General features: G+C 72.8%; 13 protein-coding genes and 1 pseudogene. 3 read left to right on the forward strand and 11 right to left on the reverse strand.

Features of this window, described 5'->3' with window-relative positions; translation table 11 throughout:
• Positions 1–4 precede the first annotated feature (4 nt).
• The 10 genes and pseudogenes from ACFYWQ_RS14865 to ACFYWQ_RS14910 all read right to left on the reverse strand — a co-directional run bounded on the left by ACFYWQ_RS14865 (position 5) and on the right by ACFYWQ_RS14910 (position 13,239).
• Positions 5–1,744, reverse strand: a complete 1,740-nt coding sequence (locus ACFYWQ_RS14865) for a prenyltransferase/squalene oxidase repeat-containing protein (RefSeq protein WP_389516392.1) — start codon at positions 1,742–1,744, stop codon at positions 5–7.
• Positions 1,741–3,066: a phenylacetate--CoA ligase family protein gene (locus ACFYWQ_RS14870; protein WP_389516395.1), complete on the reverse strand. Its 1,326-nt coding sequence runs from the start codon at positions 3,064–3,066 to the stop codon at positions 1,741–1,743. Before ACFYWQ_RS14870 ends, ACFYWQ_RS14865 begins: the two co-directional genes overlap by 4 nt.
• Positions 3,063–4,457, reverse strand: coding sequence for an aldehyde dehydrogenase family protein (locus tag ACFYWQ_RS14875; protein ID WP_389516397.1), 1,395 nt, complete (start codon positions 4,455–4,457; stop codon positions 3,063–3,065). The genes ACFYWQ_RS14870 and ACFYWQ_RS14875 overlap by 4 nt, the downstream gene beginning before the upstream one ends.
• Positions 4,454–5,599 (reverse strand): 3-deoxy-7-phosphoheptulonate synthase, encoded by a 1,146-nt coding sequence (locus tag ACFYWQ_RS14880; RefSeq protein WP_389516399.1) that lies wholly within the window; start codon positions 5,597–5,599, stop codon positions 4,454–4,456. The genes ACFYWQ_RS14875 and ACFYWQ_RS14880 overlap by 4 nt, the downstream gene beginning before the upstream one ends.
• A 261-nt stretch (positions 5,600–5,860) precedes the next feature.
• Positions 5,861–6,054 (reverse strand): annotated as a pseudogene (locus ACFYWQ_RS14885) (regulator); the annotation flags it as partial.
• A 189-nt stretch (positions 6,055–6,243) separates the two neighbouring features.
• Positions 6,244–7,659 (reverse strand): alpha/beta hydrolase-fold protein, encoded by a 1,416-nt coding sequence (locus ACFYWQ_RS14890; protein WP_389516401.1) that lies wholly within the window; start codon positions 7,657–7,659, stop codon positions 6,244–6,246.
• A 335-nt stretch (positions 7,660–7,994) separates the two neighbouring features.
• Positions 7,995–9,656, reverse strand: a complete 1,662-nt coding sequence (locus ACFYWQ_RS14895) for a carboxylesterase/lipase family protein (RefSeq protein ID WP_389516402.1) — start codon at positions 9,654–9,656, stop codon at positions 7,995–7,997.
• Between the two features lie 669 nt (positions 9,657–10,325).
• Positions 10,326–10,619, reverse strand: coding sequence for a hypothetical protein (locus ACFYWQ_RS14900; RefSeq protein ID WP_389516404.1), 294 nt, complete (start codon positions 10,617–10,619; stop codon positions 10,326–10,328).
• A gap of 47 nt (positions 10,620–10,666) precedes the next feature.
• The gene (locus ACFYWQ_RS14905) at positions 10,667–12,028 is read right to left on the reverse strand and encodes a HupE/UreJ family protein (protein ID WP_389516407.1); all 1,362 of its coding nucleotides are present in this window, start codon (positions 12,026–12,028) and stop codon (positions 10,667–10,669) included.
• Between the two features lie 14 nt (positions 12,029–12,042).
• On the reverse strand, positions 12,043–13,239 hold the full coding sequence (locus ACFYWQ_RS14910; protein ID WP_389516409.1) for a DUF3500 domain-containing protein: 1,197 nt from the start codon (positions 13,237–13,239) through the stop codon (positions 12,043–12,045).
• A gap of 218 nt (positions 13,240–13,457) precedes the next feature.
• Here ACFYWQ_RS14910 and ACFYWQ_RS14915 point away from each other — a divergent pair, with 218 nt between their 5' ends.
• The 3 genes from ACFYWQ_RS14915 to ACFYWQ_RS14925 all read left to right on the forward strand — a co-directional run bounded on the left by ACFYWQ_RS14915 (position 13,458) and on the right by ACFYWQ_RS14925 (position 17,645).
• Positions 13,458–14,171 carry a response regulator transcription factor gene (locus ACFYWQ_RS14915; protein ID WP_389517403.1) on the forward strand — a complete coding sequence of 238 codons (714 nt, stop codon included), beginning with the start codon at positions 13,458–13,460 and terminating at the stop codon, positions 14,169–14,171.
• Positions 14,168–15,571 carry a sensor histidine kinase gene (locus tag ACFYWQ_RS14920; RefSeq protein WP_389516411.1) on the forward strand — a complete coding sequence of 468 codons (1,404 nt, stop codon included), beginning with the start codon at positions 14,168–14,170 and terminating at the stop codon, positions 15,569–15,571. The genes ACFYWQ_RS14915 and ACFYWQ_RS14920 overlap by 4 nt, the downstream gene beginning before the upstream one ends.
• A 691-nt stretch (positions 15,572–16,262) precedes the next feature.
• Positions 16,263–17,645 carry an MFS transporter gene (locus ACFYWQ_RS14925; RefSeq protein WP_389516413.1) on the forward strand — a complete coding sequence of 461 codons (1,383 nt, stop codon included), beginning with the start codon at positions 16,263–16,265 and terminating at the stop codon, positions 17,643–17,645.
• Between the two features lie 85 nt (positions 17,646–17,730).
• Here the strand turns inward: ACFYWQ_RS14925 and ACFYWQ_RS14930 are convergent, their stop codons facing one another.
• Positions 17,731–19,704, reverse strand: coding sequence for a helix-turn-helix domain-containing protein (locus tag ACFYWQ_RS14930; RefSeq protein ID WP_389516415.1), 1,974 nt, complete (start codon positions 19,702–19,704; stop codon positions 17,731–17,733).
• Positions 19,705–19,758 lie beyond the last annotated feature (54 nt).

The raw sequence follows: 19,758 nt of genomic DNA on the forward strand, positions 1-19,758 counted from the left end.
CCTCTCAGGACAGGGCCAGCGGCGGGAGCGCGTGCCGCCCGGACGGCAGCCGCAGCTCCAGGCGGTTTCCGAGGCAGTCGGCGAGCGGGCCGCCGCTCGTGGCCATCAGGGGGGTCCAGGCGAACCGGTGGTCCGCCGTGCGTACGCTGTCCAGGAAGCGGGCCAGGTGCCCGGGGTCCCAGGCGATCCCGAACGCGTCCGCCGCCAGCGTGGCCTCGTAGGTGCTCAGCAGGTCGGGGACGCGGTGGTTGTCGTTGCCGTACCCGCCGCCGCGCACCCGGTGCCGGGCCAGGGCCTCCTCGACGGGGGCGCGGTCGGCCCCGGCGGTGAGCCGCAGGGCCCGCAGCGCCTGGAGGGTGGCGCGCAGCGTGGGCTTGCCGCCGGGCACGTCGGCGTACTGGCCGGGTGCCCGCTCACAGCTCGACAGGTACCCGGCGATCCCGCGCCGGGCGGCGGCGTCGGTGCTGCCGGTGACGGCGAGGATCTCGGCGGCCGCGCAGGTCGACACGGTGTCGGAGGCGCGGCCCTCCCAGTAGCCGAAGCCGCCGTCGGGGTTCTGGATGGCGCCGGTGAGCCAGCGGGCGATCCCGGCTCGGGCGGCGGTGTCGTCGGCGAAGGCGCCCGCGGCCAGGGCCCAGAGGGTGCAGCGCACCTCGCTGCCCCGGCCGGGCATGTACATCACGCCCTGCTCGTTGGGCAGCACGCAGCTCTCCGTCCAGCGCAGGGCGGTCCGCGCCGCGTCGTCCGCGAGCCGCCCGGAGAGCAGGTGGGCGGAGGTGGTGAGCACGTCGGAGGCCAGCTCGGGGGAGCGGTAGGTGAAGCCGCCCTGAGCCGTCCGGAACGACAGCACGGCGGCGACCACGTGGTCGGCGAGGCCCGTCAGGTCGGCGCCGAGTTCCCGCAGCGCGCCCACGCCGCAGAACGCGGCCCATACGTCGGGGACGGGGTAGCCGGGCCAGCGGGTGAAGGAGCCGCCGGGCCGCAGCCGGGCCGTGATCCAGGCGACGCACCCGACGGGGTCCCGGGGGCTCTCCCCGAGTCGGTTCAGGGCGCTGACGGCCCGGAAGGTCGCCCACAGGCACTCCGTGGCGTCCCCGGCCCGGAAGGTGAAGCCGCCGCCCGCGCCCTGCCGGTCCCGCAGCCACCGCACGAGCCGGTCGCGGTCCCAGGGCAGCGGGCCCCGGCCGCCGGTGGCGGTGTGCCAGGCGGTCACGGCGTAGTAGCAGGCCCGGGCGTCGGAGGTGCCGTCCTTGGCGTGGGCGGGGCTCCACGCCAGTCCCCCGTCCGCGGCCTGGAGCGCCCCGAGCCAGTCGGTCAGCTCCGCGGGCGGGCGTTCGCCGTGGATCTCGACGAGGACGCGGACGGCGTAGTAGGTGGCCCACACGTCCGCCGTCTGACCGGGTGTCATGGCGTAGCCGCCGTCCGGGCGGGCGGCCGAGCGCACCCAGTCGCCGCTGGAGGCGCGGGCGGTGCCCCGGGCGTCGGCGGGCAGGTCGGCCAGGGCCTGGGTGCAGTAGTAGGTGGCCCAGGCGTCGGAGTTCATGCCGGCCGACCACGCGTAGCCGCCGTCGGCGTTCTGCCGGGAGGCGAGGAAGGCGGCCACCTCGCCGGGGCGGGGCAGGTCGGCGGTGCGGCCGAGCCAGGACAGGGTGCGCACCGCCGCGTAGGTGCACCACAGGTCGGACTCGCCCGTCACGACTCCGGAGGACCCGCGCAGCACGTCGTATGTCTGATGGGGCGTCATACCGGCGCTCCCTCCCCCACGACCCGGAAGTTCGAGCGCTTCCAGCTCTTCTGGGAGCCGCCGCTCTTCGTCGTCACCGGCAGCCGGTTGACGAAGCGGACCTCGTCCCAGCGGAAGCCCAGGCGTCGGCTGGTGAGCTGCTGGATGAGGGCGTCGCGCCCGGCCTCGGCGTCCCGGTCGGTGCCCGGTTCGCGCTCCAGCAGCAGCCGGGCCCAGCTCCCGTCCTCGACGGTCTCGATCAGGTAGCCCATGACGCCGCTGTCCGCGTACACCACGCCCTCGAGGTCGCGGGTGCGCACCCGGCTGCCCTTGATCCGGGTGCCGTCGCTGTCCCGGCCGTGCACGGTCACCACCGGGGCGTCGTCACCGCAGGGGCAGTCGCCGGTCAGGGAGACCTCGTCGCCCATGTCGAGGCGGAGCAGGGGGCGGGCGTCGTTGTTCAGGGGGGTGACGACCAGCCTGCCGTCGCGGCCGGCCGCGGCGGGCCGGACGGTGTCGCCGTCGGCGATCTCGAAGTAGTGGGCACCGCGCAGCAGGTGCAGCCGGTCCTCGGCGCAGCAGACGGCCAGCGTGCCGCTCTCGGTGCTGCCGTAACTGGCGTCGTAGACGCGGGCGTTCCACCAGCGGCCGGTCATCGCGCGCAGCTCGGGGGTGCTCACCTCGCCGAGCAGCATGAGCAGGTCCACGCTGGCGGACAGCTTCGGCAGCAGTCCGCGCCGCTTGAGCACCTGGGTGAGTTCCAGCAGCACGCCGGGCGCCACGAACAGCGTCGTGGGCCGGAACACCTCCCACAGCCCGATGATGCGGTCCCAGTCGGAGATGCCGGTGGTGTAGGGGTAGGCCTTGACGTGCGGGACCTGGAGGAACTCGCAGACCCCGACCATCAGGTCGGCCACCGGCACGATGTCCGAGGGCAGCAGGATCAGCGCCCGGTGGCCGTGGTCCGCCAGGATCGGGCGCCACGCCTCGGCGACGGAGACGGTGTTGGCGATCATGTCCCGGGCAGTGCGGGGCGTGGGCGTGGGCACCCCGGTGGTCCCCGTGGTCTGGTAGTACTTCAGGCCCGCGTCGACCGGTACCCGCAGATAGGCGAGGGGGTGGGCCTTGAGCGCGTCCTTGGACGTGGTGGGCAGGTCCCGGAAGGCGGCCGCCGAGTACGGGCCGAGGGCGGCGTAGGCGGGCGTCTGCCGGGCGCGCTCCCAGACCTCGGTCAGCTTGGCGGCGTAGTGGGCGTCGGCGGCGCCGGGGTCGCGGCGGGGGGCGGTCACCTCCCGCTGGATCCGCTCCATGAAGTCGAGGCCGCTCCTGGAATGTATCTTCACGTGTCGCTCCTCTTCTCGTCGGCGTGGGCCAGGCCCTTGGCGCGCATCAGGAACTCCCCGAGGAACCCGTCGTGCGGTACGTCGGGGTGGGTCCAGGAGGTCGGTCGGCCCCGGTAGACGTTGGAGACCGAGGGGAGGCCGAGGGCCCGGTCGAGCAGGGCCGGGTCGGCGGTGTGCAGGGAGAGCACCAGGGAGTCGTCGAGGCTGTCGGTGGCGGCGCGGTCGAAGGGCGCCACCCACACGCAGGGGAACGGCAGCTCCAGGCCCAGCAGGGGGTGGCGGGCGGCGGGCAGTTCGACGACCGCGGGCGTCACGGCCGACAGGGTGCCCGGCCCGCCGAGCGGGTGCGCCCGGGGCGCCAGGCGGACCGTCGCGCCCGCGTCCGCCGCCCGGTCCAGGACCGCCGCCACCAGGCGTTCGGCCTGCTCCAGCGGCAGGCAGGGCAGGACGGCGGCGTCGTCCTCGGGCGGCGCGGGCCGTACGTCGGCGAGCGCTGCCGCCAGCGCCCCCGCGAACTCCGTGACCTCCCGTTCGACCAGTACGCCCGTGGTGGCGGTGCACGCGGTGCCCGCGTGGTACAGGGCGCCGGTGCGGGCGAGTTCGAGTCCGGTGGTGCGGTCGGCGTCGGAGGCGACGACCAGCTTGGAGCGGCCGGGGCCCTGGGTGCGTACGTCGGCGCGGTCGCGGTACCGGTCCACGACGGCCTGGCCGCCGTAGACCACGGCGCGGTCGGCGCGGTCGGCGAGCAGGTCCGCCGTGGTGTGCTCGCACGGCACCAGGACGAGCCGGTCCTCGGACAGGCCCGCCCGGCGCAGGGCCAGCACCAGCCGCCGGGGGGTGAGCGGATCGCGCTGGGAGGGGCGGACGGCGACCCGGTAGCCCAGCGCGAGCGCCTCGGGCCACAGGGCGTGCACGCCGGGGCTGTTGCCCGCCGCCTGGACGGCGAGGACGTCCCCGGCGCGGCACCAGACGGCACCGGCGGACGGCGCGTCGGCGGCCGGGACGCCGGGCGGGGAGCAGCCCGCGGGGCGTGCCGCGTCCCACGCCCGACCCGCGTCGCGCAGGGTCGCGGTGATCAGTCGGTCGCACTCCCGCACGACCGTGACGGGGGTGCCGGTCAGCCGGGCCACGCGCTGTTCGTGGGCGGCGAGGTCGTCGCCGAGGACGTCCTGGTACTCGAAGACGTCGGCGGCCTTGGCGAGCACGGCCGCCGTCTCCGCGACGGGTGGGGGGGTGCTGCCGCGCAGCTGGTCGATCCAGTCGGTGGCGACCAGGCCCGGTACCAGGGCCAGTTCGAGCGCGGGGGTGCCCGAGGCGTCGGTCACCGTGGTGCGCTTCCTGGTGCGGTAGGGACCGGACGGTCCCAGTGCGGGGATGTCCGGCACGCTCACTTCTGCTCCCCCTCCGGTCGGCGGGCCGGGGCCGGCGCGGTGCGGCGGCGGCTGCGGGCGGCGGCGGCGAGGTCGGTCAGGACGTCGACGGTGGCGTCCCAGCCCATGCAGGCGTCGGTGACGCTCTGCCCGAACACCGGTACGCCGGCGCCGAGTTCCTGGCGGCCGGGGACGAGGAAGCCCTCCAGCATCACGCCGCGCACGTCCGTGTCACCGGCCGCGACCTCGGCGCCTATCTCGCGGGCGACCTGGGCCTGCCGTACGTGGTCCTTGCCGCTGTTGCCGTGGCTGGCGTCGATGACGAGGCCGGTCGGCAGCCCGGCGGCGGCCAGCAGGGCCACCGCTCCGCGCACGTCGCCGGGGCGGTAGTTGGGCCGGCCCGCGCCGCCGCGCAGCACCACGTGGCAGTCCGGGTTGCCGCTGGTGCGCAGCGTGCCGGGGCGGCCGTTCCGGTCCAGGCCCAGGTATGCGTGGGGCACGGCCGCGCAGCGCACGGCGTCGACGGCGACGCCCACGGAGCCGGTGCTGCCGTTCTTCATGCCGACGGGCATGGGCAGGCCGCTGGCCAGTTGCCGGTGGACTTGGCTCTCCACCGTGCGGGCGCCGATGGCTCCCCAGGAGATCAGGTCGGCCAGGTAGGCCGGGACGGCCGGGCTGAGCCACTCGGTGGCGATGGGCAGCCCCTGCTCGGCGACGGCCAGCATCAGGGACCGGGCGGTGCGCAGCCCCCGGTCGAGGTCGTGGCTGCCGTCCAGGGCGGGGTCGGGGAGCAGCCCGGTCCAGCCGACCGTGGTGCGGGGCTTCTCGACGTACACCCGCATGACGACGGCGAGGTCGTCGGCGAGCCGGTCGGCCTGGGCGCGCAGTGCGGTGGCGTAGGCGAGCCCGGCGTCGACGTCGTGGATGGAGCAGGGGCCGACCACCACGAGCAGGCGGTCGTCCTCTTTGCGCAGGACGCGGCGGGTGAGGGCGCGGCCGGCGTGCACCGACCGGGCGGCGGCCGGGGTGAGCGGCAGCGCGCGCAGGAGTTCGGCGGGGGTGCACGTGGCGTACGACCGGTGGCGGCCGCCTATGCCGTCGGGCGGGAGGTGCTCGGTGCGTGCGTCGGGTCGTCGCTCGGTCGGCAGGTGCAGACTCTGCATCGTTCCTCAATCCGTTCCGGTCGGCGCGGCGGAGTGCGCCGACGACGCATCGTGCGGGCGGCCCTCGCAGGCCCCGGGCAGTTCCGCGCGGACGGCCGCCGGCCGGGAGACGGGGGCCCCGGCGCGGGGCGGCCGTCCGTCGGGCACGTGCCTCACGCTGCCGCAGGGGCGGGTGCGGTCGCCAGCGATGCCGGGTGCAGCAAGCTGTCCTGCACCTAGCTGCACGCCCCACGGGAACGGGGAACGGTGCGGGCGGTACCGTCAGTTCAGCGCCGCGGCCTTCTCCCGGTAGCCCCGGACGGGCGCGGCGTCCTCGGCTCCAGCCTGCGTCCGAAGTCGCGGACGTGCTCCGTCGCCCGGACCGACCGCACCTCCGCCGCCTGCGCGGCCGCCTTGGCGCCCAGGTGGCGGGCCTGGTCGAGTTCGCGGAGGCCGAGGCGGGCGGTGGCCGGCACGCAGCTGCCGGGTGGCCTGGCGCGGACGGGCATCAGCGACGGATCGGGGGTCCACCGTGCGGTCACCTTGTGCCACAGGTCCGCGTTCACGCCTTCGCCGGCCGGTTGCTCGGCGCCGGGTGGGCGAGGAACAGCCTGGCCCTACAGCCCGCAGGGGCTGTAGGGCCAGGTTCAGCCCCCAGCAGTGCTTCAGGCACCCCAGGTGTCGTCCGCCACGGTGGGCGGGAGGAAGGCGGCGCGCGTGAGGAAGTCACGGAGCAGAAGCCGCCAGACGTACCACTCATGGCCGCCGTCGACGAAGGCGGTCTGGATGTGGAGGCCGGCCGCCGTGAGGTCGCGGACCTCACGCAGCGGGCCCCGGTGGAGGGTCAGGTAGCCCTGATTGATCGGGTCCTGCCGGCCGCCGCCGACGTAGACCGTCACCTTCTTGAGCGCGGCGACCTGGGCGTCGGTGAGGACGGTGCCGGCGGGCAGCCCGGCGCTCATCATGCCGTAGTAGCCGAACTGTTCGGTGTTCCTCAGCATCAGGTGGTTGGTACGCATGCCGCCCGCGGAGAGACCTGAGTAGGCGCGGTCGGAGGCCGACGCAGAGACGTGGTAGTGCGCCTCCACCCAGGGGAAGACACGCTCGATCAGGTCGGTGCGGTGCGCCTGTTCGGCCGTCGAGGACGGGTAGCCGGTCGCGTTGGGCATCACCACGACCAGAGGCGCCACCGCACCGGTATTGATCAGGTTGTCGAGGATGTTCGCGACGTCGCCCTGGGTGCTCCAGCCCATCTCGTTCTCGCCGCCACCGTGACTGAGGTAAAGCGTGGGGTACGGCTTCGCCCGCTTCGGGTCGTACTCCGGCGGGGTGTAGACGACCAGGTGGTTCTGGTCGACGGGGGTGAGGTGGCCGGGCGAGTCGTAGGTGACGTGCTTCAACATGCCTCGTGGCCCAGCCGACGGCCCGAGCCAGGAAACGTCGGTGGTGTCGAAGCGGGGATCAGACGGGACGTGGATCTGACTGCGGTCGACGGCGGTGCCGTGGACGATGCCGTCGACCACGTTCCAGGCGGGGTTCGCGGGGTCGGGCAGCTGACCGGTCTGGGTGGTGTCGTCGGCGTCCGCGTCGACGAAGAAACCGTAGGTGTAGAAGCCGCCGGGGAGCGGGGTGGTGTAGGTCCACACCCCGTCGTGGCCCTTGGTCATGTCGGCGGTGTGCCAGTTGGGGCTGGTGGAGTTGGGGTGCGAGATCGGCACATCACCGGGGCGCCACTGGGCGGGCAGCAGGCCGGGGCTCTCCACCAGGTGGTCGGGGGTGGTCAGGCGCGGGTCAAGGGCGAGCGGGCGCTGGAGGTACCACTCCCCCTTGATCTGAACCCGCTTCGCCTTCGGGGCGCGGTAGCGAAAGGTCACCTCGTATCCGGTGGGCGTCTTGCCCGTGCGCCGGATCAGCGGGCCGGTCGCCGGGGTCTTCCGCGCCTGGGTGTCCCGAGTGCCGGAGGCCGCCGCGCCGCTCGCCGGGGCCGCCCCGGCGCCGGTGGCCGGCGGGCCGCCGGCGAGCGCGGTACCGCCCACGGTAGCGGCGAGCGCGCGGGCCACTGTTCTTCTGCTCACGGACATGGTCGGGTCACTCCTGATCGGTGAGGTTTCGCAGCGTGTGGTGCGGAGACGGCGGGTGCGAGACGTCCCCTGGCGGTGCCGGGGACGTCAGCTCGTTCCGCAGAGGAGGGGAAGAAGGCGATGCGCAGGAGGAAGTCACGCAGGTTCAGGCGCCAGACCGCCCAGTTGGTAGTAGTGGCTGGGTTCCTGCCGGCCGCCGCCGCCGACTCGGACCCGTTTGAGCGCGTCGATCTGTTCGGCCGGGTCGGAGCGTGGCGATCTCTGCCTCCGGTGGATCGGGGGGCGTGCCCGCTCCCTGTTCGGGAGCGGGCGACGCGAGGACCACGGGGCGGGGTTCAGTCGGGGAGGCCGGCCCAGAAGGCGAGGTTGTGCTCGGTGGCGAAGTCACCGCTCAGCCGGGAGCAGGCGGCGGGGGCGGCTCCGTCGGCGGGTGAGGTGTCGCAGGCGACCAGGGACATGAGCTTGCCCGAACTTGCCCGGTAGAGAGGCCAGTTCGGCGTGCCGGATCCGTTGGGGTCGCCCGCTTCGGCGAACCGGCCCCAGTACGTGATCATCTGCCGGGACAGCTCCAGCTGGTCGTCGTGGTAGGGCAGGGTCTGGCCGAGGTACTCCCAGAGGTAGCCGAGGTCGTCGACGTGGACGGCACCTCCGAAGGGGAAGTCCCGGGCGGTCGCGCTCTGCTGCTGGAGGCGGAAGACGGAGGCGAAGTGCGGGGTGTCGCTCTCGGCGAACTCGTAGGCATAGGTCGGCACCCACTTCGACAGCGTGGCCATGAGCTGCTGCCGGGCGTACGAGGTGGAGCCGTTCTGCGCGGCGGTCCACGCCTCCCCCGGTGTCGGGTAGGCGCTGAGCGGATACTCGGCGAGGACGCGGGCCGCGTTGGTGCCGTACGCCGAGCGCACCGCGGACTCGTACTGGGCGGAGGTCATCGGCGTGCCCAGGTAGTCGTAGTTCTGGTAGGTGAACAGGCCGCGCTCGCTGTCGGTCTGCCCGAGCATCACCGGTACGCGGTTGAAGTCGCCGGCCTGGACGGCCGTGCCGGGGTTGACCGGGAAGGCAGCTCCTCCGACGGACGGGGAGACGCCGGACTTCTTCTGCGCCGCGAGCAGCTCGGTGGCGGGCTTCGCGCGCAGGCAGGCCAGGATGTCGGACGCCGTGTCGCAGCCGACCGTCGCGACGAACGCCTCGCTCTGCGCCTGGCCGGAGGCGGCCGATTGGAGGTTGCAGTTGCCGCTCATGATGCCGGCGCGGGCGAACAGGCCCTTGGCGGTGGGGGACGCGAGGTGGTCGCAGACCGAACCGGCGCCCGCCGACTGTCCCGCGATGGTCACGTTCTTCGGGTCGCCGCCGAAGCGGTTGATGTTGGAGTGGACCCAGCGCAGTGCTGCCTGCTGGTCGAGTAGGCCGTAGTTGCCGGGGCCGTTCTTGCTCTCGGCCTGCAACTGGGGCAGGTTCAGAGTTCCGAGGACGCCCACGCGGTAGTTGACAGTGACGACGACGGCACCCGTCTGCTCGATGAACTTCCGCGGGTTGGTGTCTTGTCCGGCGCCGCCGGTGAAGCCTCCGCCGTGGATCCACACCAGGACCGGCGCGCTCGCCCGGGCGTTGTCGGGAACGTACACGTTGAGGGCCAGACAGTCCTCGGTGGTGATGGTCTTCTCGTATCCGGGGTCCCATCCGCTGTTCTGGGCGCAGCGGTCGGAGAACTCGGTGGCGTCGCGGACTCCGGACCACTTCGCCGCGGGTCTCGGGGCCGTCCAGCGCAGGGCGCCCACCGGGTCGGCGGCGTAAGGAATGCCGAGCCACTGCTGGTAGTCCGTCTGATGGGTTCCCCGGATCTTGCCGTTCGTGGTGTTCACCACGGTGGAGACGGGGCGCGCGCCGGGCGTGTCTGTCGACTGGGCCCGGGCGACCACGGGGACGAGTCCCAGGGCGAGAAGTGCCACAGCGGTCGATACGACGCGGCCTTTGCCGCGCAGAGCGGTGATGGTGCTCATGAGCTCCCCTGCTGTCTGTCTGGTGACGGGCATTCTCAGATGGGCGTGATGGACCGACGGTCGGGTGCGGCCGTGGTGGGCGGCGCCCGCGACGTCAGGTGTACGCCGCTCTTACCGGGAACAACTCGTTGCGGGACGGGGATGCTGGGCTGGTGGCGGTCGACGTCGTGGCGGGCCGGAAAACCCGTCGTCTCCGCCGGTGCGCCGACGCGAGGTCAGGGCCGGCGAGGCGTTCGGCGATGTCCCGCCCGGCGTCCGAGGCGCCCTGGTGACAGGTCGGGACACGTCGCCCAGGCGGGCCTCCGACCAAGGGGGGATACGCCGGAGACCTACGAGGTGATGCCCGAGGAACGTAACCGGGCGGCAACACTGTGGGCAACATGTGCGACAGAAATCTCTACAACTTCTGAACTGCCATCGGCTCTTCCGCCCGTTGGGTGAGCCGGGTCGCGCCGCTCCCTTCGGAAGTCGAAGAGGGGGACGGGTCCGCGGTGCCGTTGCCTTGAAACCTTGGCCGTGATGTCCGCGCGCCGTGGGAAGCCGTCCCCGGACACCCGCACCCGCCCTGCTCGAAGACGGCACCGACGGTCGACGAGGCCTCGGGGAGACGCGACAGGGGGCGGCGCACACCAGCGCCGCCCCCTGTCGCAAGCTGTCGCACAAGGCTGATCAGCGCCGTTCAGGAATCGTGACCGGCCCGCCGGTAGCCGGTGAGATCGGCGACCCGGTCCAGGAAGGCTGCCGGGTCCCGGTCGGCCGCTGACCGTTGCCGAACACCTCCGTGATCGCCGTGACTCCGGCGATGTGGCCGCTCGACGCGGCCGGCTTCGCCGCGTTCGCCTGGGCGGCGCTCTCCGTTCCGCGGAGCCGGAGGAACAGGCCACGGTCGTCGGTGCCGCGGCTGTCGCGGCCAGGCCCATCAGGACAGCCCTGCGCTTCGCTGGACACCACTCCCTGCTTCATGGCTGCGAGCCACAAGCCGCTCGCAACACGGACACGATGTCGGATATCTAACGATTGATCACTTTCGGCTCCGCAGCCGATCGCGCGCCGTTGGCCTGTGCGTCTCCTGAACTGTTCCTACGGGTCCCCGTCACCGGGCCCGGCGAGCCGCCCCGGGGCGCCACCTGCCAGGCCACGGCGGCGAGGGCCGCGACCGACACCGCGACCAGCAACGGATGCCCGACCAGCCACGTCTGGACGCCCTCGAACGGGTCCGACGACGTCAGCGTCGCCCGCTCCAGCATCCAGGAGACCGAGAACACCAGGCCGAGGGTGGCGATCCCGATCCGGAAGGCGGGGTAGAAGACCGTCCGGGACAGAACGATCAGCGATGGCATCATCAGTGCGACGACGAGCAGCTGGGTCACCTCGATGCCCAGGTTGAAGCCGAGCAGAGTGGTCACGAGCGAGTCCCGGTCGACGCCGAGTTCGCCGATGAGTGAGGCGAACGCCATCCCGTGGACGAGCCCGAAGCCGGCGGCGATCAGCGGTTCGCCCCGGGCCACCAGCGGCCGGATCGCGTGGACGGCGGAGACCGTGATCGAGAAGGCGATCAGCGTCTCGACCGTCCGGGTCGGCACGTCGATCACCCCGAAGGCCGCCAGGGACAGAGTGAGCGAGTGGCCGACGGCGAACGCGGACACCACGTGCACGACCCGCCGGAAACTGCACCGCGCGGACGGCACGCCGGCGGTGCGCCAGCGTCCCCCGGAAGCCAGCAGGGGGGCTGGGACCAGAAGCATGAGGAGGAAGAGAAGATGGTCGGCGCCCTCGCCGACGTGCTGGACACCGAGCCCGGCGGTGGACAGGAATCCCTGGATCCAGGAGCCCTCACCGGCCGGAACCGTCAGGCTCGTGGTGTCCCGGTCGATGATCCCGAGGGTCTCGGCGTCGTCGGAGCTCAGGATGGACCGGTCGAAGTCGTGGCGGACGGTCACGACGACGTCGTGGGTGAGCAGCTCCTCCACGATGACGTCGTAACGCAGGTCGAAGTCGGTGACGTCGCCGCCGGCGGGCGGTGTGATCGTCAGGGGATAGACGAGGTGCGCGACCCCGTCGATGGTGCGGACGGCGCCCGTGCCGAGGGTGACCTTCCAAGAGGTGCCGTTCTCGCCGACGGCGCTGACGTGCTGTGCCGCGTACTGGTGGAGGAAGGTCCGGTCGGTGCCGAGGACACTGGCGCGGGTGAGGTCGCGGTCCACGGCTACGGCGAGGCGGTCGATGGGCAGTTCGATCTCGCCCTCGACGCGGTCGTCGTGGAGGTCGAGGAGGACGGCAGAAGTGCTCATCGGGTGCGCGCCGGCCGGCGACGCGAGGCCGCCGACCAGCAGGAACGCCGAGATCAGAAGGGTGGTGAGAAGGCGGCGCACAGGGTGGGGCTCCGTCATTCCCAGCCGTAGTCGGCGGTCTCGTCGCGGAAGATCGTGTGCTGGTGGATCTCGTCGGTCGAGGCGCCGGGCTGGTTGGAGAACTCGACCCAGGCGGACGGGCCGTCGAGACGGACGTACGTCTCCGCGTTGTCGATCGTCGTGCCACCGCTCCAACCGATGTAGGTCTCGTCGTACTCCGAGACGTACTTGGCCATGAGCTTCGCGGCGGCCTTCTCGTCCAGGTCACCGACCCAGGTCTTCAGCATCGCGGTGACCTTGGCCTGCTGCTTCTTGGTGAGGCTGCTGACCAGGACGCCCTCGGGTTCCTCCGGGAAGGGGCCGTCGTTGCCGGGACCGAGGTAGAGGTCGTCGAAGCTGCCGTCGATCTCGGCCGCGGCCAGCTCGTCGTCGGTGAGGGACTGGATGGCCGCCATGGTGGTGGTCCGGGTGTCCTCCAGCGGGGTGTAGTCCACCCCGTCGACGGTGAACTCCGTCGGCTCGACGCCGGTCAGGGTGGGCGACAGGGTCACGTTGTCGCCTGCATAGGTGATGTTGTACGCGGCGTGGTGGCCGCCGTACTGGACCATGAACTCACCGGTCTTGCTGGGCTGGCCGAAGAAGGAGATGTAGTACCACTCCGAGCCGAAGTTGGCACCGCCGCCCGCGCCGCCCCCGGTACCGCCGCTGGGACCGCCGCTGGGGGTCCCGCTGGGCAGGTCCGTGGAGGTGGGGCTGGGCCGTGTGCCGCCGCCGGCGGCGTCCGTCTGGGTGGCCAGGTAGTCGTCCGCCTTGCGGATCTCCACGAGTTCCTCGTAGCCGTGCTCGCTGAGCGCGGCCTTCATGACCTTCATCGCCGCGGCCTCCTGCTCGTCGGTGAGGTCACCGAGCTTGAGTCCGTTGCGGTTCACGACACCGGTCGGGAAGTTGGACCAGCCCGTCTTCTTCGCCTCGTCGTCGAAGTCGTAGAGGACGGTTTCCTTCTGTTCGTCGGACAGCGTCGCGAGGAAGGCGTTGGCGGCCCTGACGACCTCGGCAGTGTTGGCGCCGCCGGCTCCGGTGCGGGACGCGGCAGCCGGGACGGCCTTCTCGGCGACCGTCGCCGAGGCGGACCCGGGGTCGAACGCGAGGTAGCCGACGGTACCGAGGGCGGCGCTGAGGCACGCGGCGAGCACCACGGGCCGACGCAGTACAGGGCGGGTGTGGGACGGCATGACACTCCTGTGAACGGGGCTAAGGAAGGCGTGGTCAGATACCCATGCTGCGAGGGAGCGCTGAGAAACCGTCCGGAGCAAGTCGGGAAGCGGATGAGAACCGAGTCGCAGGCCGGCCGCGGTCGCAAGGTCCGTTGGAGGTGTTCATGGTGAGGAGTACGCACATGGCGGAGGGTCCGGGCGCCGTGATGTCCGAGACGACGTGCCGGCGGACTGACGTGCCGCGTCGGGTCCTCGTCGCCGACGACGACCGCGCGGTACGTGAGGCGCTCGCCCGGGCGTTGGAACTGGCTGGGTACGACGCCGTCACCGTCGCCGACGGCGTGCAGGCACTGGCCCGGGCCGGCCGGGACACCTTCGGAGTGCTGGTCGTCGATGTCACGATGCCGCATGTCGACGGTGTGGCCGTGTGCCGGGTGTTGCGCGCCTCCGGTGACCGCACGCCTGTCCTGATGCTCACCGCCCGTTCCGGCCTCGCGGACCGGGTCGCCAGTCTGGACGCGGGCGCCGACGACTATCTGCCCAAGCCGTTCGAGGTCCCCGAACTCCTCGCCCGGATCAGGGCGCTGCTGCGCCGGGCCGTGTCGGCACCGGGCTGTGCGCCGGAGGCCGGTGAGCCGGAGAGGGCCGAGGAGGTGCTCCGGATCGCGTCGCTGCGGATCTCCCCGGCCGCCCGGCTCGCCTGGTGGGGCGAGACCGGGCTGCCCCTCACCAAGATCGAGTTCGATCTGCTGGAGCTGCTCGTACGCAACGAGGGCCTGGTCCTGGACCACGCGGTGCTGTACCGGCAGGTCTGGGGGTGCGACGCCGCCGTGGACGTCAAGAACCTGGCGGGTTACATCGGCTACCTGCGGCGCAAGCTCGCCGACGCTGGGGCGCCCGACCTGATCCGCACGGTGCGTGGTGTCGGCTACGCGGTGCGGCGGCCATGAGTCTGCGTTCGCGGTTAGCGTTGGCGTTCGCCGCCGTCGGCGCCCTGGTGGCGGCGCTGGTCGGGATGCTGAGCTACGACGCCGTCCGGGACCGTGTCCTCGCGGAGATCGACCGGAGCCTGCGGTCCCAGACAACGGCCGTGGCGGGGGCCGGGGGGCAGGCCACGGCCGTCGCCGAGGCGCTGGCGCAGAGCCCTGACCTGTTTCCCGGGGCCGATTTGCCGGGGCCGGGTGACGAGGAGGAGCGCCGCCCGGTCGTACGGGCCGTGGCTTCCGACGGCACGAGCAGCCATCTCGGTGGCCCGGCGGCCGCCCTGCCGGTGCCGGACGCCGCCGCCCGCGCCCTCGCGGCCACCGGGACGGCGGGAGAATCGTTCACCACCGAGGTCGTCGCGGACGGCACCACCTACCGTCTGCTGACCACCGCGCTGGGCAGCGGGCGCGGGGCTCTCCAGACGGCCGTCGGGGTCGACCAGACCTATCACGTGCTGCACGGCATGGCCATGGAGATCACCGGTGCCGGCCTCGCCGTCACCCTCGTCGCGGCGGGCACGGGCCTGCTGGTCGCGGGGCGCATCACCCGGCGTCTGATCCTCCTGACCGAGGCCGCCGAAACGGTCGGCGCCCAGGACCACACCGGCTTCGAGGACGCGGGTCCGGCGGGCCGGCGTGACGAGGTGAGCCGGCTGACCGCTTCGTTCCGCATGATGCTGACCCGGCTCACCGCCGCCCGCGAGGCCCAGGAAAGACTGGTGCAGGACGCCGCTCACGAACTGCGGACGCCGCTGACCAGCCTGCTGACCAACGCCACGGTGCTGCGGCACGTCGCCGAACTCGCCCCGCCCGCCCGTGAGCGGCTTCTTGACGATCTCCAGGGCGAGACACGTGAGCTGGGCCGGCTGGTCGACGAACTCGTCGAACTGGCCCTGGCCGGCGGCCGTGACGAGGCTGAGGAGCCCGTGGACCTGGGGGCGGTGGCCCGCCGGGCCGCACGGCGCGTCTACCGACGTACTGGACGCCTGGTCCACATCGACGCCGACGACCGCCAGGTCATCGGCCGCCCCCAGGCACTCGAACGGGCGGTGGGCAATCTGGTGGAGAACGCCGCCAAGTTCGCCGCGGATGACGGCGAGCCGATCGAGGTGCGCGTCGAACGGGGCACCGTCACCGTCAGCGACCGCGGACCGGGCATCACCGACACCGACCGGGCCCGCGTGTTCGACCGGTTCTACCGGGCCGACACCGCGCGTGCCCTGCCCGGGTCCGGGCTCGGTCTCGCCATCGTCCGGGATGTCGCGGACACGCACGGTGGCACCGCGTTCGCACGGCCACGGCCCGGTGGCGGTGCGACGGTCGGGTTCGTGGTGGCGCGTTCGCGCGTCCTGCCCGGTAGCCGGTAGCCCGGCGTTTCCTCAGCGGTCCTGGGCGTCCCCTGTGCAGTCAAAAGAATCGTTGGCGATCCAGTGGGCGCGCCTAAGTTCGCGGTAAAAGGCGGGGGCCGCACCAGCGGGACACCCGCTCAGGGTGCCGCGCGGCGGCAGGAACTAGGTCGGAACACCCGTTGTACCCGGTCACCGAGACACCGACGGGCCCCACCGCGACGAGGAGACGGAGACTGTGAAGCACAGGGCAGTGAGGCGCAGGTCCGTTGTCCTGGGCATCGGGGCGACCGCCGGTGTCGCGGCGGTGGGCGGGATCGCGCTGACCCCCCTCGGACGACACCCACCAGAGTCTTGTGGTCAGCGTCCCGGTGAAGATCGCCGGCAAGGCCGTCGACGCGGCAGGCCAGTTCAGATGTCACCCGATCGTGCGGCAGACCCTCTGCCGGGGCAGGGAGACGAACATCCCTCGCACGCCCTGCGGTATGGCTCCTCGGGTGCACGCATGCCGACCACACCGTCCGCGGACCACGGCGGGCACAGATGCCGCCCTCGTCGGCGCCGCCTTGGAGCCCCCGCACCACCTCCATGGTGGGTGCGCGCACTCCCGTGCCCGAAACTATGGTGTCCCACCACATACGCCTCTGACCTGCGCCTTCCTACGGTATGGCGACACGCAACCGTCCCCGTCGAACGCCAGGAAGTGGTGCCGATGTCGTCGCCCGCAGCCGCTCCTCCAGCCCCGTCGAACCTCAAGCGCATCGTCGCCGCGTCCCTGATCGGCACCACCATCGAGTGGTACGACTTCTTCCTCTACGGCTCGGCCGCCGCCCTCGTCTTCAACAAGCTGTTCTTCCCCGACTCCGACCCGCTCGTCGGAACGCTGCTGTCCTTCCTGACCTACGCCGTCGGGTTCGCCGCACGGCCGCTCGGGGCGCTGGTCTTCGGGCACTACGGGGACCGGCTGGGACGCAAGAAGCTGCTGGTGCTGAGTCTGCTGCTGATGGGCGGGGCGACGTTCGCCATCGGGCTGCTGCCCACGCACGCCACCATCGGGACGGCCGCGCCGGTGCTGCTGACCCTGCTGCGCCTGGTGCAGGGTTTCGCGCTGGGCGGTGAATGGGGCGGGGCCGTGCTGCTGGTGTCCGAGCACGGGGACGCCCGGCGGCGCGGGTTCTGGGCGTCGTGGCCGCAGACCGGCGCGCCGGCGGGCCAGTTGCTCGCGACCGGTGTGCTCTCTCTGCTCACCGCCGTGCTGTCCGACTCCGCCTTCGGCAGCTGGGGGTGGCGGATCCCGTTCCTGCTCTCCGGTGTGCTGGTGATCGTCGGTCTGTGGATCCGGCTGTCCGTCGACGAGTCGCCCGTCTTCCGGGAGGCGCTGGCCCAGGCCGAGGCGCGCAAGGCGACACAGGCGGCCGCCGAGAAGCTGCCGCTCGTGGCCGTACTGCGGCACCACTGGCGTGATGTGCTGGTCGCCATGGGCGCGCGCATGGCGGAGAACATCTCCTACTACGTCATCACCGCCTTCATCCTCGTCTACGCCACGACGTCGGCGGGGGTCTCCAAGCAGACCGCCCTCAACGCCGTACTCGTCGCCTCCGCCGTGCACTTCGCCGTGATCCCGGCCTGGGGGGCGCTCTCCGACCGGATCGGGCGGCGTCCCGTGTACCTGCTGGGCGCGGTCGGGGTCGGGCTGTGGATGTTCCCGTTCTTCGCGCTCGTCGACATGGGCGGCTTCGGCAGCCTCCTCCTCGCCGTGACCGTCGGTCTGGTGCTGCACGGGGCGATGTACGCGCCCCAGGCCGCGTTCTTCTCCGAGATGTTCGCGACCCGGATGCGGTACTCCGGCGCCTCCATCGGCGCGCAGTTCGCCTCGGTCGCGGCCGGCGCGCCGGCCCCGCTGATCGCCACCGCGCTGCTGGCCGACTACGACAGCTCCACGCCGATCGCCCTGTACGTGATCGCCGCGGCCCTGCTGACGGTCGTCGCCGTGGGCGCGGCCCGGGAGACCCGTCACCGCGACCTCGCCGAGATCGATGCCTCCGCCGACGCCGAGTCCGCGACGGCCCCGGCTGCGGACGCGCGCGCCGTCTGATCCCGCCCGGGCCATGGCCCCCGCTCGTCGAACCCCGCTCGTCGCCCCCGTACGCCGGCCCGCGTACGGGGACGACGGCGTGGGATCAGCGGGATATGGAGGACGCCAATCGGTGCAGTCTGAGGGCCAGTTGGATCTCCAGGACGCGGGACGGGCTCTGCCAGTCGTCGCCCAGGAGACGGCCGACGCGCTCCAGGCGCTGGGCCACCGTGTTGACGTGGACGTGGAGTTCGTCCTTGGTGCGGGCCGGGCTCATGCCGCTGGCGAAGTACGCGTCGAGGGTGCGCACCAGATCGGTGCCGCGCCGCTCGTCGTAGGCGACGACCTGGCCGATGGTGCGCTCGACGAAGCCGGTGACGTCGCGGCTGCCGGCGAGCAGGAGACCCAGGAAGCCGAAGTCCTCGGCCGCCGCTCCGTCGCCGGAGCGCCCCAGCAGGCGCAGGGCGTCCAGACAGCGGCGGCCCTCCTCGTACGCGGCGACCACCGTGTCCGGGCGGGCAGTGAGGTCCTGGACCGGCGCGGAGGCTCCGACGGTGACGGCCTCGCGGACGGCGGTGCCGAGCCGGCGGGCGGTGCGGCGGGCCAGCTCCGTCGCCGTGTCGCCGGGTGCGAGGGGCAGCAGCAGGACGGTGCCGCCGTCCCGGGCGGCGGCCAGGCCGTGCCGGGTGGCGGCGAGGTGGGAGGCGGCGGACCACAGGCGCCGTCGGGCGACGGCCTCCTGATCGGCGTCGGCGGCGTCGGCGTCCAGGCGGGCGGCGAGCACGACGTGCGTGGCGTCGAGGTCGGCCCCCAGCCGCGAGGCACGTTCGCGCAGCAGGCGCGCATCGCGGTCGCGGGCGTCGAGGAGGTCGTCGAGCAGCTCGCCCCGGACGCGCTGTTCGGCCTCGGCGGCGGAACGCCGGGCGAGCAGCAGCAGGGAGGTGACCATCGCGGCGCGCTCCAGGGTGCGCTGGTCGACGGGGTCGAGGCCGGGGTGGCCGCGCAGGACGAGCGCGCCGAGCAGTTCGCCGCCCGCGGCGACGGCGGCGACCCAGTCGTCCCGGTGCCGTACCGCGTGTCCTTCGGCGCGGGACCGCTCCAGCGCATCGGACGGTGTGTCGGCGGCCTCGGTGAACTCGACCGTGCCGTCGAGGACCTGCGAGACGGCGGCCGCCACGTCGTGGACGCCGCCGCCGCGCAGGACGAGTTCGGCGAGCCGGTCGTGGACGTCCGAGGCGCGTTCGATGACACCGCTGCGGTCCCGGATGATCTCGTTGGCGCGTTCCAGTCCGGCCAGGGCCGATCGGGTCTCGGTGAGCAGGTTCGCGGTGTCGATGGCGGCCGCGGCCAGCGCCGCGAAGGAGCCGAGCAGCGCGATCTGCTCCCGCTCGAAGACCCGGGCGCGCCGGTCCGCGGCGAACAGCACTCCGATGACGTTCGCCCCCAGGGTCAGCGGGACGCCGAGGATGGCCACCAGGCCCTCGTCGTGGACGCCCGCGTCGATGGTCGTCGTGTGCCGGAAGCGGTCGTCGCGGAAGTAGTCGTCGGTGACGTACGGGCGGGCGGTCTGGGCGACCAGGCCGCCGAGCCCCTCCCCCATGCCGAGGCGCAGCTGCTGGAAGCGGGCGGCGACCGAGCCTTCGGTCACCCGCATGTAGGTGTCGCCCCTGACCGGGTCGTTGAGGCTGAGGTAGGCGACGTCCGTGCCGAGCAGGGAACGGGCCCGCTGCACGATGGCCTGGAGGACGGCGTCGACGTCGCGCAGGCCCGCCAGGTCGTGGGCGGTCTCGAAGAGCGCCGACAGCTCGGTCTCCCGCCGGCGGAGCCCCTCCAGCTCCGCGCGGACCCGCAGCGCGAGCAGCTTGGCGTGTTCGAGCGCCGCGATCCCCTCGACGGGGAGCCCCTCGGCGCGCGCGAGCAGGACCGGCCGTTCGTACGCCTCGGCGGGGGCGCCTCGGGCGAGCAGCGCGAGGAACGGCGCCTCGACGCCGTCGGGGGCGCCCGGGGCCGCCTCGGCACTCCGGGGTGCCTGGGCATCGCTGACGGAGCGCTCGGCCGGCTCCAGGTGATCGCGGGACATGCTCACAGGATCACTCATGACCGGGCCGGCCCGTCAGCCCTGTGGATAACTCCC

It is taken from the genome of Streptomyces sp. NPDC003247 (assembly GCF_042888135.1).
In the GTDB taxonomy this organism is placed as follows: Bacteria; Actinomycetota; Actinomycetes; order Streptomycetales; family Streptomycetaceae; genus Streptomyces.

Bases quoted from the DNA above. Each gene is read 5' to 3' on its own strand.
- ACFYWQ_RS14865 (WP_389516392.1), bottom strand. From the start codon at position 1,744: ATGACGCCCCATCAGACATACGACGTGCTGCGCGGGTCCTCCGGAGTC.
- ACFYWQ_RS14880 (WP_389516399.1), bottom strand. From the start codon at position 5,599: ATGCAGAGTCTGCACCTGCCGACCGAGCGACGACCCGACGCACGCACC.
- ACFYWQ_RS14890 (WP_389516401.1), bottom strand. From the start codon at position 7,659: ATGTCCGTGAGCAGAAGAACAGTGGCCCGCGCGCTCGCCGCTACCGTG.
- ACFYWQ_RS14895 (WP_389516402.1), bottom strand. From the start codon at position 9,656: ATGAGCACCATCACCGCTCTGCGCGGCAAAGGCCGCGTCGTATCGACC.
- ACFYWQ_RS14900 (WP_389516404.1), bottom strand. From the start codon at position 10,619: ATGAAGCAGGGAGTGGTGTCCAGCGAAGCGCAGGGCTGTCCTGATGGG.
- ACFYWQ_RS14910 (WP_389516409.1), bottom strand. From the start codon at position 13,239: ATGCCGTCCCACACCCGCCCTGTACTGCGTCGGCCCGTGGTGCTCGCC.
- ACFYWQ_RS14920 (WP_389516411.1), top strand. From the start codon at position 14,168: ATGAGTCTGCGTTCGCGGTTAGCGTTGGCGTTCGCCGCCGTCGGCGCC.
- ACFYWQ_RS14925 (WP_389516413.1), top strand. From the start codon at position 16,263: ATGTCGTCGCCCGCAGCCGCTCCTCCAGCCCCGTCGAACCTCAAGCGC.
- ACFYWQ_RS14930 (WP_389516415.1), bottom strand. From the start codon at position 19,704: ATGTCCCGCGATCACCTGGAGCCGGCCGAGCGCTCCGTCAGCGATGCC.